Origin of the sequence: Shigella sp. FC1967, from assembly GCF_001743005.1 — a bacterium.
Taxonomy (GTDB): domain Bacteria; phylum Pseudomonadota; class Gammaproteobacteria; order Enterobacterales; family Enterobacteriaceae; genus Proteus.
This window is the reverse complement of record NZ_MIIZ01000843.1, coordinates 1-16,454: the sequence shown is the minus strand read 5'-3', so window position 1 is coordinate 16,454 and position 16,454 is coordinate 1. Positions and strand designations below refer to the sequence as shown.

Below are 16,454 nucleotides of genomic sequence, written 5' to 3'. Positions count from 1 at the left end.
TACGGTTTTTAGTATTTTAACGGCGATCAGTTTTCATCATCTTCTCAATGATATGATCCAATCATTGATATTAGCTATTTACCCTATGCTGCAATCTGAGTTTTCTCTCAGTTTTGTACAAATAGGGATGATAACGTTGACGTATCAAATTACAGCATCCTTATTGCAGCCTTTTATTGGGCTCTATACTGATAAATACCCTAAGCCTTACTCATTACCCATTGGTATGGGTTTTACGCTAACAGGGCTTATTCTCCTCGCCTTTGCAAATACATTCCCAATGTTATTACTTGCTGCAGGATTAGTCGGTACCGGATCCTCTGTTTTTCATCCTGAGTCATCTCGTGTTGCTAGAATGGCATCAGGTGGAAGACATGGATTTGCACAATCACTCTTTCAAGTAGGCGGGAATTTAGGGAGCTCTTTAGGCCCTCTTTTGGCAGCTTTACTGATTGCACCTTATGGCAAAGGCAATGTCGGTTGGTTCTCCCTTGCTGCATTGCTAGCCATTGTAGTGCTATTACAAGTTAGCCGTTGGTATAAAATTCAACAAGAAGCTCAGAAAAAACAATCTAAAGGACTAAACAACAAAATACGATTGCCACGTAAAACCCTTTTAGGCTCTCTGGCCATTTTACTTATTCTGATTTTTTCTAAGTATTTTTATCTTGCAAGCATCAGTAGCTACTATACTTTCTATTTAATACATAAATTTGGCGTTTCAGTACAAAATGCACAAATTCACCTGTTTGTATTCCTCTTTGCTGTCGCTGCTGGCACCATGATTGGTGGTCCCCTAGGCGATAAAATTGGCAGAAAATATGTTATTTGGGGATCTATTCTCGGCGTTGCACCTTTTACGCTAATACTGCCTTATGCCAGCCTTTACTGGACTGGCGTGCTTACTGTTTTCATTGGTGTAATATTAGCTTCAGCATTTTCTGCTATCTTAGTTTATGCTCAAGAATTAATTCCGGGCAAAACTGGCATGGTTTCAGGGCTTTTCTTCGGGCTTGCTTTTGGGATGGGAGGGATTGGTGCTGCGGTATTAGGTTATATTGCAGATCTGAAGAGTATTGAATATGTCTATCATATTTGTGCTTATCTCCCACTATTAGGTATTTTCACCCTATTTCTCCCTAATTTTAGGGTAGATAAAACTGAATAACTTGTAATTCTCCCTGTTATCTAAATGAATGAGTAACAGGGTATTTCTTACTTTAAAAGGTAAGACTGATTAAAATAACATAAAAAATCGCATTTGCATCAAAAAAACCAGTCAACTCGCTATTTTTATAAATAATCGATAATTTTTAGCGAATTTATTGCATGAATACGTTAAACTATCAGCCTGCTATATTACTCGCCCCCCGATACATGTAGTTTTATAAAAAGAAGGAGAATTGATGCCGCATTCAACACCTCTCATTACCACCATTGTTGGTGGGTTAGCACTTGCTTACATTTTAGGCATGATTGCTCAACGGCTAAAAATCTCACCTTTAGTAGGATATCTTGCTGCGGGTGTACTTGCCGGTCCATTTACTCCCGGCTTTGTTGCTGATACCTCCCTCGCGCCTGAACTCGCTGAAATTGGCGTTATTCTGCTAATGTTTGGTGTAGGTTTACACTTTTCGTTAAAAGATCTGATGGCAGTAAAAGCGATCGCTATTCCAGGTGCTATTGCGCAAATTGCAGTAGCAACACTATTAGGATTGGGATTATCCGCATTTTTTGGCTGGGGCTTATTTAGTGGCATTGTATTCGGTTTGTGTCTATCAACAGCAAGTACTGTTGTTCTTTTACGAGCACTTGAAGAAAGAGGCCTGATTGATAGCCAACGAGGTCAAATTGCTATTGGTTGGTTGATTGTTGAAGACTTAGCAATGGTGTTAGCCCTTGTACTACTCCCTGCTATTGCCAATATGCTGGAAAGTAGCGATCAAACTAATGTTTCTCAACTGATGATTAATTTAGGTATCACTATCGGTAAAGTGGTGGCCTTTATCTTAATCATGATGATTATTGGTCGTAAGCTGATTCCTTGGATTTTAGCTAAAACCGCGGCAACAGGCTCTCGTGAACTGTTTACACTGAGTGTACTCGCCCTTGCTTTAGGTATTGCTTATGGCGCTGTAACCTTATTTGATGCGTCTTTCGCATTAGGGGCATTCTTTGCAGGCATGGTGCTTAATGAGTCTGAATTAAGCCACAGAGCGGCTCAAGATACTTTACCGTTGCGAGATGCTTTCGCGGTTCTGTTCTTTGTGTCTGTCGGCATGTTATTTGATCCAATGGTATTAATTGAGCATCCGTTTGGTATCTTAGCAACGCTGGCTATCATTATTATTGGTAAATCCGCCGCTGCATTAGTCCTTGTACGAATGTTTGGGCATTCCAGACGCACCGCTTTAACCATTTCAGCCAGCCTTGCTCAAATTGGTGAATTTGCCTTTATTCTTGCGGGTCTCGGTGTCGCGCTAAACGTTTTAGAACCAGATGCACGTAATCTTGTTTTAGCGGGTGCTTTAGTTTCTATTATGCTAAACCCCGTTCTGTTCTCTTTATTAGATCGCTATCTGGCAAAAACAGAAACCAAAGAAGAAATGGAACAGTTACAACAAGAAGAGCTGGAAGAAGAGATGCCTGTTCCTGTTGATATTTGTGGTCACGCTATTATCGTCGGTTATGGGCGAGCAGGAAGCATGCTTGCTGATAAATTATTAACTCAATCTATTCCATTAGTTATTATCGAAAATAGCCGTAATAAATTCGCTGAATTAAAAGAGAAAGGTTTAAATACCGTACTGGGTAATGCATCAACAAAAGAGTCACTTGCTTTAGCCCGTATTGATTGTGCGAAATCTTTATTACTGACGATACCTAATGGTTATGAAGCTGCAGATATCGCTGAAACGGCAAGAAGTATGAACCCGGATTTGAATATCATTGTTCGTGCGCATTTTGACGATATTATCGTGCGTGCTAACTATGATGAAGAAGCTTCTTTTATTATTGAAAAAGGGGCTAATCACGTCATTATCGATGAAGATCAAACGGCATCGGCAATGGCGAATATGCTAATTAAAGAAGTTGAATTTGGCTGTGCTATTGATGAAACACCTGAAAACGGTCAACAAATCATTGCACCGAGTGCTGCGCAATAATCACATACAGTGAGTCACTTAAATCCACAGAATTTAAGTTAACAAAAAAACCTATCAATAAATATTGATAGGTTTTTTATTTCACACTAACAAAAGAAGATTTAGAAACAAGACAAAATTAACGTTCCCAGTAGGCTTCTTCCAAACTATCTTCTTTTTCAGGTAAACCACGCGTCAAACGTGGAGAGTGCTGACTGAGTACTTGATAACTCACTCGATTAGCATATTTACACACTTGTGCTAATGATGAATAAGTTAAATAAGTCCGTGGATGCTTACTTGAGTTAGGCACATTAATACGATGATAGCTATTCGCTGTAATATCATGCAGTAATGCTGATAATGCCGCATCGCCCGCACCATTTGTATTCATGATTTTTTCAGGACCACCCATATAAGGCTCAATATGAGAATACACTTTCTCCGGCTCTTCACAATCTTTACGGCGCATTGCACGACTAAATTCATAACGATTAAACTCAGCAATTGCCCCTGGTAATAAAGGATGCGTAGTTTGGCGCTTAAAGTCGTGTTCTGTATAACCGCCCATATAAAGCCCAGCAGGTCCCGCGGTACAAAGCACTAAATCAACCCATTCTAAAGCAACATCCGAAGCCAACAGAGGATCCGCATGTCCTGTTAATTCAAAAGCTTCATCTTCATTCATTGCGACAACAGAAACGTGCTCTTTTAAGAAATCACGCCACCATTGTGGATCATCTGCAATCACATATTTTGTCCCAAGCGTGAGAACGACAGGCACATCATATTTTTTCGCATACTCAATCGCTTTCATGGTCGCTAAGGGCATCGGTTCACCGGGTTTACAGCGAACTAAGTAAGCCGTTAATACCAATGCGGAAGCTTCTGCAATCACCTCTTCAGGAATGCTTTCAGGTCTAAGTTGATTCATTTGACCCGGGCTAATCGCAAACGTACGCTCACCATTTTCAGTGATCAACGTAAAACAGCGCCCAATAGCACCATCAACACCTTGGAGGTGATTAAGATCAGTACGGCTAGATGTGTTACATAAATAACGATAAGCATAGCTACCAATCTGAATGTTATTACACATAGTGCCTAATAACACCGAGCGATCGTCAGCCAATACAGAGTAGTTATGTAACGTATTACCAATAGTGCCACCCGCGAATTCGTGTGTTATCAGATTATGGTCTGTTAACTCACGATAAAGTGCCTCTGCGACATCATCTTCAATAACAAGAGAGTGTCCCTGACTCAAGTTATAACGGTGAATAAACGCTTCATCAACTTTCGCTTCAATATCAACCAAGGTTTGGTCAATACCTACGATATAAGCGCGAGAAGATTCGCTCTCCGTCATATTGATGATGGGTTGTAATAAAGGATCTCGTAAACTAACGGGAAAATAGTGTTTGGATTTTCGTTTGCCAGGGAATTTCATTGTGAACAATGCTACACAGCTAAAAAAGATGCGCAATGTTAACACAATATTGTGGGAGAGGCAGTAGGTGTACGTCCGTACACCTACTTATTTAAAGATATTTTTATGCGGTTTTACGACGGCTTCTTGCCATATAGCTCAGTAAAACACCCATAACAGATAGAATGAAACCAACAAAAGCAGCACAACTAAAATCAGGGCACGTTTAGGTGCATCTTTTTTAGTTGGCTCATAAGGTTTCAGCATATATTTGAATGGTACAAATTGAAGATCATCTAATTTTACTTTTTCTAATTGCTTCATATTGTATAAGCGGTTTTTCAGATCAGCACTCACCGTTGTTGGGTCAGTAATCGCTTCAGTGATCGCTAATTTGCTACTTAATGCATCAGAACCCATAGCAATAGAGTAATCTGGGTCATCTTTAATTTGTGCACCTTCACTGGAAATAGGTTTTTTCACTCCCGCCGCATTCGCAATTTCTAACGCATATTTTAGGCGTTGCACATTCACATTACGCGCATTAGCGATACGCTCTAAATCCATCTCATAGGCTTTTTGCGCAAAGCTTAACTTACGCTCAATTTGATCATCAATTTCGTCTTTTACTTCTACACGTACTTTAGTCGAAATAAAGCGAATATAACCAGAAAGTAAATCGTAAGCTTCTTCAGGCGTTGGGGCGGTAAAGCTGAGATTAATTTCACCACTAAATTCTTCTTCACTATTTTTAGCATCTGAAGCTTTTAAATTAATATCTTTCGTTACTATCGTTTCAATTAATCTACGTTTATCCAGTGGCGTTGGCTCTTCCATTTTTGCCAACAAGTTTTTGTAATAATCTGTACTCACTAAATATTCTTCACGTAATACACGAGAGTTATAGTTATTAATAAACTTTTGATAAACAGATGAACCATTCACACCTGTATCAACATCCACTAAGCTAAGCTCAGTCAATGTTGCTCTTAATTGCTTCATTTCATCCAGCATTGGCTTGGTAATTGCAGCTTGGCTCGTCCATTTTTGTGGTAAAAAGCTTGCAACAGTAAAGCCAACGATAGCAAATAATAACGTAATACCAATAATGACAAATTTTGATTTATAAATAACAGAAAATAATTCAAAAAGATCGATTTCATCATTCTGTTTTAGATAGAAATCGTCAAAATGTCCTTTATCAATTTCTGAAGATTGTGGTTTTGAAAGCTTACTATTCATTTTCCTGCCTAAATTTATGTAATGCAGTGTCCGTTTATCAGCACTTTTAGTGATTTCCACTAAAAAGACTTAAAAAATGAGAAAAGATAAGTTTATATATAACTGAAATATGATCAAATTAATATATCATCAAATCCGATAATTTTTATTTATCGAATTCAGTAATTATTTTTTCGCATACCTCTCTGATCATCGCTTCTAATAAGTCAATATGCTCTGGATCATCATTTAATGCAGGAATGTATTCGTACTGTTTACCACCACCATGAATAAAAAACTCTCGATTCTGTTCATTAATTTCTTCTAATGTTTCCAAGCAATCAGATGAAAATCCTGGGCATACAACCTGCACATGTTCAACCCCTTCACTTCCCAGCTTTTCCATCGTTTTATCCGTATAAGGCGATAGCCAAGGTTCACGACCAAAGCGTGACTGAAATGTCAACATGACCTGTTCTTTAGGATAACCTAACTGCTCTTCTAATTGCGCTTTTAGTTTTTCTGTTGTGAGGCAACACTCATCATAATAAATATCACCCGTTTTGATAAAGCGCTCAGGAATACCATGGAAAGAGAGAACTAAACGATCGGGTTTACCATATTGCTGAAAGCTTTTCTCAATAGAGGTGACTAACGCTTTGAGATAAAGCGGATGCGTAGGATAACTACGAATAAAATGAAGAGAGGGTATTGTACGCCTATTTTTAAAAATTCGACTAACACCATCAAATACCGCAGCCGAAGTAGAGCAAGAGTATTGAGGGTAAAGTGGTAACAAAATAATGTTCTCAACACCTTGTTGTAATAGTTTTTCAACTCCTTCATTGAGTGATGGATTGCCATAACACATCCCTAACTCCACGGGTATATGAGGTAATCTTTGAGCAACAGCCCGTTGTTGCGCTCGGCTATAAACTAAAAGTGGTGAGCCCTCATCCATCCAAATCTGTTGATATAACTTAGCCACTTTAGGTGAGCGAAATGGTAGTATCGCCCCTTGTAATATTGGTTTCCAAATCAAAGGAGAAACATCAACAACTCGAGGATCACTAAGAAATTGAGCCAAATAACGTCGAACAGCTCCCGTTGTTGGCGCATCAGGTGTGCCAAGATTAACCAAAAGAACACCATACTTAGCATCATTCATACTATGACTCCTTAGAGTTATTTTATTAGGATAACCAAAGAGTAGAAGAATAAAGGAAAATAATAGATTGTGCTTGTCAATTTATTGGATCAGTCTTTTTACCTTATTTTAAAGAGATAAAAAAAAATCCCGGCTCAACCGGGATTAGTCATCATAATGACGAAATTAGCCAAGGATACTTTTTAGTTCAGCATTAATTTCGCTTACTTTTTGTGTACCATCAACTTTGAAGTATTTCGCATTACCTGCTTTAGCTTCATTTTGGTAATAAGAAACTAACGGTGCAGTTTGAGTATGGTACTCAACTAAACGTTTACGCACTGTTTCTTCTTGGTCATCTTTACGCGTTGTTAATTCTTCACCCGTCACGTCATCACGATTTTCCACTTTAGGCGGATTAAATTTTATATGATAAACACGACCTGATGGTGCGTGAACACGACGACCAATAATACGCTCAACAATGATTTCATCAGGTACAGAGAATTCCAGTACGAAATCCACATTGATACCCGCTTCTTTCATTGCATCAGCTTGTGGAATTGTTCTTGGGAACCCATCCAACAAGAAACCATTACGGCAATCGTCTTGTTTGATACGCTCTTTAACTAACGCAATAACTAATTCATCAGTCACTAACTGACCATTATCCATCAGTGCTTTTGCTTTCAGTCCTAGTTCTGTACCGGCACTAACTGCCGCACGTAACATATCACCAGTTGAAATCTGTGGGATACCATAGTTCTCTTTAATGAATTGAGCCTGAGTGCCTTTACCAGCGCCTGGAGCGCCTAGCAGAATGATACGCATCGCGTAAATCCCCTTGCATTTAATTTTTTATATTTAAACTCGAAAACGCATTACCATACCATTTTGTGAGGTCATCGCTCAAGAAATCACGGTAGCGATTGCATTTTATTTTTATCGAAAAAGAAAAAACCACGCTCTCTTTTCAGAGAAACGTGGTTTAAATGTTTGAAAACGAAAACAGTTACGCTTTTTGAACTAAAAGTTGATTCACTAAGCGAATAAACTGGTTTGGATCTTCTAAAGAGCCTCTTTCAGCAAATAAAGCCTGATCCAGTAATAAATTTACCCAATCTGCAAAGAGTGCGTCATCCGTAAGTTCTGCTGTTTTCTTCACTAATGGGTGATTTGGGTTTAGCTCAAAGTTGTATTTCACTTCTGGCACTTGTTGTCCTGCTGCTGCAAACAATTTTGCCATTTGTGTTGTCATTTCGTCAGCACTGGTTGTCACAATTGCAGGAGTATCTGTTAAACGATGGGTTAATTTCACATCTTTAACTTTATCCCCTAGCAAGGTTTTAATACGTTCAACAAAAGGAGCTAATTGTTTATCTGTTTCTTCTTGCTCTGCCAATTTCTCTTCATCAGCAAGTTTATCAAGAGATTCATCAGCTTTACTTACAGACTGGAATGATTTGCCATCAAACTCAGTCAGGTAATTCATCATCCACTCATCTATACGATCAGATAACAGCAGTACTTCGATACCTTTTTTGCGGAACAACTCTAAATGAGGACTATTTTTCGCAGCCGCATAACTATCAGCGGTGATGTAATAGATTTTTTCCTGACCTTCAACCATACGGCTAACATAATCTTCCAATGACACTGTTTGCGCATCACTGTCGTTATGCGTTGATGCAAAACGTAGTAATTTTGCAATAGTTTCAATGTTAGATGAATCTTCTGCGGGGCCTTCTTTCAAGACTAAACCAAACTCTTTCCAGAATGATTGATACTCTTCCGGCTTGTTTTCTGCCAATTTTTGTAACATCTGTAATGCACGTTTCGTTAATGCACTGCGTAAATTACGTGTCACAGAGCTGTCTTGTAAAATTTCACGCGAAACGTTTAGCGGTAAATCATTAGAATCCACTAATCCACGGATAAAGCGTAGGTAATTTGGCATAAACTGCTCAGCTTCATCCATGATAAAGACGCGCTGCACATACAGTTTTAAACCATGACGTTGTTCACGATTCCATAAATCCCAAGGCGCTTTTGAAGGCACATATAATAAGCTTGTATACTCTTGCTTACCTTCTACGCGGTTGTGTGCCCAGCTTAGTGGATCTGCAAAGTCATGAGAGATATGTTTATAAAACTCTTTATATTCTTCATCACTTACTTCAGCTTTATTACGAGTCCAAAGTGCTTGCGCTTTATTAATTTTTTCCCATGTTACAGTGCCGTCTTCTTCATTTTTCGTTTCAATTTCAACAGGCAAAGAAATATGGTCGGAATATTTACTAATGATACTACGCAGGCGCCAATCATCTAAATACTCATCTTCACCTTCACGTAAATGAAGTGTAATTTCTGTACCACGCTCCGCTTTTTCAATATCAGCAACGGTGTAATCACCTTCGCCTTCAGACTCCCAAAAAACACCTTTATCTGCACTTTCACCAGCCGCTCTAGTGCGTACTGTTACTTTATCTGCAACGATAAACGCAGAATAGAATCCAACACCAAACTGGCCAATGAGTTGGCTATCTTTAGCTTGATCTTGTCCGATTGATTCTAAGAATGATTTTGTACCTGATTTTGCAATAGTACCGAGATTATCAATAACTTCATCACGGGTCATCCCAATACCATTATCACTGATAGTCAGAGTACGAGCTTCTTTATCAGTGGAAATGCGTACATGTAACTCACCGTTATTTTCATACAGCGCTGCATCTGATAATGCACGGAAACGTAATTTATCAGCCGCATCTGATGCGTTCGAAATCAATTCGCGAAGGAAAATTTCTTTATTGGAGTAAAGAGAATGGATCATTAATTGAAGAAGTTGTTTAACTTCTGACTGAAATCCTCTTGTTTCCTGACCTTTCATACTCATTTTTACCTCAATTAATCCTAATTTGGCGAAAAAAAATCAATATGAGTAAAAAGTGGGGATAGTTAAGCAAGTTTCAAGGGTTGAGTAAAAAATTAAGCGAATAAAAATGATTAAGTGTCTTATATGATTAAAATTTGAATCCAGATAATACTTACTGTCTGTTTTTCTCTCTGTTCTCAAGCGTATTTTATTAACGCAGGACTTCACCGCTAAGTTAAGTTCTCATCTTAGCGGTAAGTAATCTTATGTTATATCGCTATTTTTGGGCGTCATTGACAATAATAGCGTCAGCACCTGCAATTGCTTCATCCAATGCATGTTTTATTGTATCAGCATGAGCAAGCACAACACCAAGACGGCGAGAGCCTACAATTTCAGGCTTAGCAAAAAGGCGAATTTGGCGATCCGCCTTCAACGCTTTTTCAATACCAGAATAAACAATATTTGTACTATAAAGCGCGGGTAAAATAACCGCCGATGCGCAAGCACCTAATTGGCGGATCCCCCCAATGGGATAGCCTAAAAAAGCACGAACATGAAGAGCAAACTCTGATAAATCTTGAGAAATGAGTGTTACCAATCCTGTATCATGAGGGCGAGGTGAGACTTCATTAAAGAAGACCTCATTGCCTTGAACAAATAATTCAACACCAAATAAACCATAACCCCCTAAGTTTTCAACCACTTTACTCGCGATATGCTCTGCTTTAGCAAGTGCAATATCACTCATTTTCTGAGGCTGCCACGATGCTCGGTAATCCCCCTTTTCTTGTCGATGCCCAATAGGAGCACAAAAATGGATCCCATCAACAGCATGAATAGTCAGTAACGTGATCTCAAAATCAAACGGGATCATTTTCTCTACGATAACGCGCCCTTTTCCTGCTCTCCCTCCCTCTTGCGAATACGTCCAAGCCTGAGCTAAATCGTTTTCGTGACGAATAACACTTTGCCCTTTTCCTGATGAACTCATGACAGGTTTTACAATACAAGGGAAGCCGATTTCTAATGCGGCTTTTTTAAAGCTCACCTCATCGTCAACAAATTGATAGTTTGATGTAGGTAAGTGTAATGTTTCTGAGGCTAAACGACGGATCCCTTCTCTATCCATCGTCAGCTTTACAGCACGCGCACAAGGAACAACGTTTTGCCCTGCTTGTTCTAATTCAATCAGTAACGTCGTTGCTATAGCCTCAATTTCTGGAACAATAAAATCCGGTCGCTCTTGTTCTATAACTTGTTTTAATGCATCGCTATCAAGCATATTTACAACATGATGGCGATGAGCAACATGCATAGCAGGAGCATTGAGATAACGATCAACGGCAACCACTTCAATACCTAATCGTTGGCATTCTATCGCGACTTCTTTGCCTAATTCACCCGCACCTAATAACATCACTTTTGTTGCATTTGGTGTAAGAGCCGTACCCAGCACTGTCATTTTTTATCCTCGCCATTAATAAAAACCGCAACCACGCAAACGATTGCATTTCATATAGCATAACGGATTTAGCGTGATAGAAAAATAGCCAGACAAAAAAATAATCAAGCAGGGAAATAAAACAATTACACCGTTTGGCTACGTTTTCCTTTTTGAATTTTTAGATAATTAAGGCGTTTTCGAATAAGCGCTAAGATACAGCATAAAAGCCCTAACCAAATCAGCGAAAAACTCACGCCTTTTACTTCATCAAAAGCTTCATGGAATAAGAAAACAGCCAGTAAAAATTGAATGGTCGGTTCAATATATTGCGCCAATCCGATGACAGTTAATGTGGTTCGTTTAACGGCTGCGGTAAAGAACAATAATGGCAATATAGTGACAGGTGCGGTTAAAACATAATAAAAACGCGTCAGATTGTCAGCAGAAGGTAGTGCACTTTTATCTGTTATCAATAACCAAATAGTAACCCCTATTGCTAATGGCATTAACCAGAGCGTTTCCATAAATAAAGAAGTGATCACATCAAAACGAATAAATTTACGGATCAAACCGTATACAGCAAATGCGCCTCCCATCATAATAGCGAGTACAGGTAATTCGCCGTACATCCACAATTGATAGCCCACACCCGCACAGATTAAGACGACAGCCCACTTTTCTGCTGGATTCAGCTTTTCTTTAAGAAAGATAACGCCTAATAAAAATTGAGAAAAGTGGATTAATAAAATACCCTAAGCTCGCTTCTAATACTTGTTGATGTGTTAATGCATAGGTAAATGTACACCAAGAAACGGCCATCGCCATTGAGCTAAATAGACACATAAAAATAGAGCGCTTATCTTGTAAAACAGCGTACCATCGTGTCCTATTTTTAATAAAGAGTCGTACGAGTAATAAAAGAGGAATAGACCAGATCAAACGCTGAGCCAACATTTCTAATGGTTGCGCGCCAGGTAACAGCCGATAAAACAGAGGGGTTATCCCCCAAAGAATATAAGAAAAAATGGCTAATACCGCGCCCGATTGAGCCCACATTTAATGTTCCATCAATAAAAGTCAATAAGATTGAATATCATACGCTTAAAATGGGCGAAACTATATGATCAGCATCGCTGATTGCTCAAACATCAATACGGCGATAGAGATAAGATAAAAAAATCTCCATAAATAACCACTCCGAGAAAAGTCGTTATAAATGGAGAATAGGAAAATTCCATTAAGGGAAAACCGTGGTAAAAACCACAACCAGAAAAAATGGGTGAAATGTTAGAAAATCTCCCTAACATGTAAAGGCGGTTGTTGCTGAACAAAATCATGTAATTTTTTACGACTGGGTGCCGCTGCTATCGCTCCTTTTTGAGTGGTGGCTAAAGCGCCACAAGCAGCCGCTTGCGTTACTATTTTTGATAAATATGGTTCATCTTCAGCAAACCCATATTCAGCAAGCGCAGCGAGCAAACCCGACATAAAGGCATCACCAGCCCCTGTTGTATCAATACATTCAACGATAAAGGCACTAAATGCGATTTGAGTATTTGGTGTTAAAACTAAACAACCTTTAGAGCCTTGAGTGATCACTTTTAAACGAGCGGGATAATCTTCTAATTTTTTAAGTGCATTATTCAATGTCACTTCTTGTGTCATCCACGTAAGTTCATCTTCTGATAATTTTAATATGTCAGCTTTATGCGCATAATTATCAATAATTTCGCGCATTTCTTCATGATCACGCCACATTTGAGGACGCAAATTAATATCAAAACTCAGTAGTGAACCGCTTTCTTTAATATTTTTGATTGCACAATCTAAGGTTGAGCGACAAATAGGATTAACTAATGCTAACGAGCAAAAATGCAAAATATCTTTTTCAAACGCAGGCAACGATTTTTCTGTTAAAAATTGATCGGCAGACTCAGCAACTAAGAAAGTAAAATCACGCTCACCATTTTCTTGCAAAGAGACAAGAACAGTACTGGTACGGTGAAACTCATCAAATTCCATTGAACCAGTATCAACCCCCAGATCAAACAATGTTTTTTGCATAAAATGGCCGAACGCATCTTCACCGACACGTCCAATAAAACCACTTTTTTGACCCAGTTTAGCCACACCCGCCGCAACATTGACAGGCGCGCCCCCTGCGCATGCTTCATATTGCATGTTTTGCAATGGGATCAAGTCAACAACAGCGTCACCTAAAGACCAGACTTTCATAATCTCTCCAGAAGATAAGCAATTATTTTTCTTAACTATATTCTGTTTCTATGACTATTCATAACGAAGAAATAAAGATATTGCTCGTAAATCCACACTGATAACGTTAACATAATAAGATAATATGATAAAGTAAATTTCATACATCGTATTTTTTCACTCTAAATGTTATCGTTAACAACAAGAGTAATAGTGTGATTAATCTGTTCCTTACCTTTTCTGTACGCTTAAAAACACACTATTCACGCTAAATAGAATAAGGATAATGATATGAAACACCGCTTAGAACAATCAACAAAGGCCTTAAATACTTTAATTGAAAAACGAGGTAATAAATTTTATCCCCAGTTTCATTTAGCCGCGCCTGCAGGTTGGTTGAATGATCCTAATGGTCTTATTTATCATGATGGTTTATATCATGCCTTTTATCAGCACCACCCTTATTCTCAAGACTGGGGGCCAATGCATTGGGGACATGCCACAAGCTCCGATATGATCCACTGGCAACACCAACCGATTGCACTAACTCCGGGAGATGACTACGACAAAAGTGGTTGTTTCTCAGGATCAGCAATTAGCCATGAAGGCAAACTCTATCTTTTCTATACAGGGCACAACTGGTTAGCAGACGAAGGTGATGATAGCCAAATCTATGAAGCACAATGTGTTGCTATTAGTGAAGATGGTATTCATTTCGAGAAAAAAGGGATCGTCTTAGAGCCACCTAAAGGTTATATGCATTTTCGTGATCCGAAAGTCTGGTATCAAGAAGGTAAATGGTGGATGGTTGTTGGTGCGCGTGATGAAAAAGATCAAGGACAAGTCCTACTCTTCTCTAGCGAAACCTTATTTGTAGAGGGTCAGCAGTGGAACAACGATTACACTGTTTTAGGGAAAACAGATGATAAAAATGTTTATATGTGGGAGTGCCCTGATTTCTTCCCTATTAGTCAAGAAAACGAATTTGCCATTGTCTTCTCACCACAAGGAAAACGCGCCGAAGGCTATCAATATCGCAATCTCTTTCAATCAGGTGCATTAATTGGCCAGTGGTCACCAAATCAACCATTTAAACCACAAGGTCACTTTATTGAACTCGATAATGGTCATGATTATTATGCACCACAATCATTTACGACACCTGATGGCCGTCGTGTTTCTATGGGATGGATGGATATGTGGAATTCACCAATGCCTTCAAAATCTGAATTCTGGTCTGGCTGCTTTACCCTCCCTAGAGAAATCACTTTTGATAAATCCAAAAATCGCTTACGCATGATCCCCGTTAAAGAAATCGAATCATTGCGCCAAAAAAAGCAGATGATTCAACCTGTTACACTCAGTAATCAATCTATCGAGCTAATAAATAATGCTTCCGCTATCGAACTCGATTTAACGTTCTCTTTAGACAGCCACGCTGAAAAATTTGGCTTATGGCTAGGTGAAGGTCTTGAGCTCTTTGTCGATAATCAATCACATCGTTTCGTTCTTAACCGTCATTATCCTCAGCACAACATAAGTGGCGCGAGAAGTATTCCATTACCTGAAGGTTATGAATTGAATTTACGTATTTTTATTGATCGCTCATCAATTGAAATCTTTGTCAACAAAGGTGAATTTACCCTTAGTAGCCGATATTATGCTCAAGAAGAAACTCAAGCTTTACGTCTTTTTGCCATGAATGGTGATGCAACATTGATTAATGGTAAATATTGGCAGCTAAATAGTATTTACTCATATTGAGAAGATAAGTAAGACTGAGTCTTTAAATAGACTCACGTTCAACTAATTGACAAGGTACATGTAGGGTATCTTTATGGTTTCGTTCTTGAATAATATGTAACGTCGCTTCTTTACCTAATTCATAATGAGGCAATTGTACGGTCGTTAAGGGTGGATAAAACAACTCTCCTGTACCAATCATATTATCAAATCCCAAAACAGCCACTTGCTCTGGGATCTGTAACCCCATAGAAAGTAAAACTTGGTACGCTAAAAACGCAATACGGTCATTACCACAAATGAGGATATCAAAGTCAGCTTTTTGATGAATACAATGCTTTTTCAATATTTCAATGACATCACGGTAGTGCTCATCTCCAAACATCATCGTATATTGTTGAAGATCCGCCAATGGCAACCCAGCTTCTTGCCAAGCATCTTCAACCGCTTTACGACGAATAGGACCAGCAACAGACTCTGTGGGTATATAAAAACACAATGGGCGACGATACCCTTTTTCGATGACTTTTTTCATCGCAAAGTACTGCCCATGATAATCATCAGGAATATAAGTTGGAAAAGCGTGGGTTTTATCCAAACAGTTTGCTAACACTAAATTCTTATCACGCAACTTTTCATGTACCGTGATTTCACGCAACCCCATCGTGGTATAGATAATCCCATCTGGGCGTTGAGCCAAAAGTTGCCAAATGGCATTTTCATAACAATCTTGTGCAGTCAAATTGACCACAAATGAACTCCAACCAAATTCTCTTGCGGTTTGTTCTATGGATAAAATCATTTCAACAGAAAATGGTGTCGTGGCGGTATCAATCGCTAAAACACCAATTGATGACACTTTTGTTCCTTGCCCACGAATTTTTCGTGCAGAATAATCTGGAACATAGTTAAGTTGATCAATCGCATTTTGGACTTGTTTCAGTGTTTCTGGTTTTAATAACTCAGGGTTATTAATTGCTCTTGAGACTGTCATCAAAGAAACGGAAGCAAGTCGAGCTACATCTTTCAGTGACGCCATAGCATTGGCTCGATTGGTTTATTAAAAAGGGACAATAGAAATAAAGTGCTATTTTACAAGAAGTAAAGTCAAAAATCCACAAGGGGAATTATATTGTAACTAAATACGACAATTAATGACTTCATAAAAAGGCACCCAAATATATTATTTTTTTACTTATTTAAATGGGTTCAATATAGTTAAAAATCACTTA

10 protein-coding genes and 2 pseudogenes are annotated in these 16,454 nt (G+C 38.7%); 3 read left to right on the top strand and 9 right to left on the bottom strand.

Features of this window, described 5'->3' with window-relative positions:
* On the top strand, positions 1 to 1,168 hold a 1,168-nt coding region (locus BHE89_RS14395; protein WP_141008302.1), incomplete at its 5' end, for an MFS transporter.
* A 238-nt stretch (positions 1,169 to 1,406) separates the two neighbouring features.
* A complete protein-coding gene (ybaL, locus tag BHE89_RS14390; RefSeq protein ID WP_069367339.1) occupies positions 1,407 to 3,167 on the top strand; it encodes a YbaL family putative K(+) efflux transporter in 1,761 nt (586 codons plus the stop codon).
* 118 nt (positions 3,168 to 3,285) lie between these two features.
* On the opposite strand, the gene BHE89_RS14385 is transcribed toward ybaL, so the two are convergent.
* From BHE89_RS14385 to BHE89_RS14350, 8 genes and pseudogenes are all read right to left on the bottom strand, one after another.
* Positions 3,286 to 4,596, bottom strand: coding sequence for an inosine/guanosine kinase (locus BHE89_RS14385; protein WP_069367345.1), 1,311 nt, complete (start codon positions 4,594 to 4,596; stop codon positions 3,286 to 3,288).
* 103 nt (positions 4,597 to 4,699) lie between these two features.
* Positions 4,700 to 5,817, bottom strand: a pseudogene (gene wzz(fepE), locus BHE89_RS14380) (LPS O-antigen length regulator Wzz(fepE)).
* Positions 5,818 to 5,962: 145 nt separating this feature from the next.
* Positions 5,963 to 6,964 (bottom strand): ferrochelatase, encoded by a 1,002-nt coding sequence (hemH, locus tag BHE89_RS14375; protein WP_128860574.1) that lies wholly within the window; start codon positions 6,962 to 6,964, stop codon positions 5,963 to 5,965.
* Positions 6,965 to 7,129: 165 nt separating this feature from the next.
* Positions 7,130 to 7,774 (bottom strand): adenylate kinase, encoded by a 645-nt coding sequence (adk, locus tag BHE89_RS14370; protein WP_069367336.1) that lies wholly within the window; start codon positions 7,772 to 7,774, stop codon positions 7,130 to 7,132.
* A gap of 181 nt (positions 7,775 to 7,955) precedes the next feature.
* Entirely contained in the window at positions 7,956 to 9,833 is a 1,878-nt protein-coding gene (gene htpG, locus BHE89_RS14365) for a molecular chaperone HtpG (protein WP_171729901.1), read from the bottom strand.
* Between the two features lie 262 nt (positions 9,834 to 10,095).
* Positions 10,096 to 11,283 (bottom strand): formate-dependent phosphoribosylglycinamide formyltransferase, encoded by a 1,188-nt coding sequence (gene purT / locus BHE89_RS14360; protein WP_069367334.1) that lies wholly within the window; start codon positions 11,281 to 11,283, stop codon positions 10,096 to 10,098.
* Positions 11,284 to 11,408: 125 nt separating this feature from the next.
* Positions 11,409 to 12,321: pseudogene (gene rarD, locus BHE89_RS14355) on the bottom strand (EamA family transporter RarD).
* A 231-nt stretch (positions 12,322 to 12,552) separates the two neighbouring features.
* Positions 12,553 to 13,500, bottom strand: coding sequence for an aminoimidazole riboside kinase (locus tag BHE89_RS14350; RefSeq protein ID WP_069367332.1), 948 nt, complete (start codon positions 13,498 to 13,500; stop codon positions 12,553 to 12,555).
* Positions 13,501 to 13,770: 270 nt separating this feature from the next.
* On the opposite strand from BHE89_RS14350, the gene BHE89_RS14345 reads away from it, so the two are divergent.
* Positions 13,771 to 15,243 carry a glycoside hydrolase family 32 protein gene (locus tag BHE89_RS14345; RefSeq protein ID WP_069367331.1) on the top strand — a complete coding sequence of 491 codons (1,473 nt, stop codon included), beginning with the start codon at positions 13,771 to 13,773 and terminating at the stop codon, positions 15,241 to 15,243.
* A 22-nt stretch (positions 15,244 to 15,265) separates the two neighbouring features.
* On the opposite strand, the gene BHE89_RS14340 is transcribed toward BHE89_RS14345, so the two are convergent.
* Complete coding sequence (locus tag BHE89_RS14340; RefSeq protein WP_069367330.1) at positions 15,266 to 16,261, bottom strand: LacI family DNA-binding transcriptional regulator; 996 nt, start codon at positions 16,259 to 16,261, stop codon at positions 15,266 to 15,268.
* Between the last annotated feature and the right edge of the window lie 193 nt (positions 16,262 to 16,454).

What these genes read in the sequence shown, in the direction of transcription:
- htpG (WP_171729901.1), bottom strand. Translation starts at nt 9,833, where the DNA reads ATGAAAGGTCAGGAAACAAGAGGATTTCAGTCAGAAGTTAAACAACTT.
- BHE89_RS14385 (WP_069367345.1), bottom strand. Translation starts at nt 4,596, where the DNA reads ATGAAATTCCCTGGCAAACGAAAATCCAAACACTATTTTCCCGTTAGT.
- purT (WP_069367334.1), bottom strand. Translation starts at nt 11,283, where the DNA reads ATGACAGTGCTGGGTACGGCTCTTACACCAAATGCAACAAAAGTGATG.
- BHE89_RS14345 (WP_069367331.1), top strand. Translation starts at nt 13,771, where the DNA reads ATGAAACACCGCTTAGAACAATCAACAAAGGCCTTAAATACTTTAATT.
- adk (WP_069367336.1), bottom strand. Translation starts at nt 7,774, where the DNA reads ATGCGTATCATTCTGCTAGGCGCTCCAGGCGCTGGTAAAGGCACTCAG.
- BHE89_RS14340 (WP_069367330.1), bottom strand. Translation starts at nt 16,261, where the DNA reads ATGGCGTCACTGAAAGATGTAGCTCGACTTGCTTCCGTTTCTTTGATG.
- BHE89_RS14350 (WP_069367332.1), bottom strand. Translation starts at nt 13,500, where the DNA reads ATGAAAGTCTGGTCTTTAGGTGACGCTGTTGTTGACTTGATCCCATTG.
- hemH (WP_128860574.1), bottom strand. Translation starts at nt 6,964, where the DNA reads ATGAATGATGCTAAGTATGGTGTTCTTTTGGTTAATCTTGGCACACCT.
- ybaL (WP_069367339.1), top strand. Translation starts at nt 1,407, where the DNA reads ATGCCGCATTCAACACCTCTCATTACCACCATTGTTGGTGGGTTAGCA.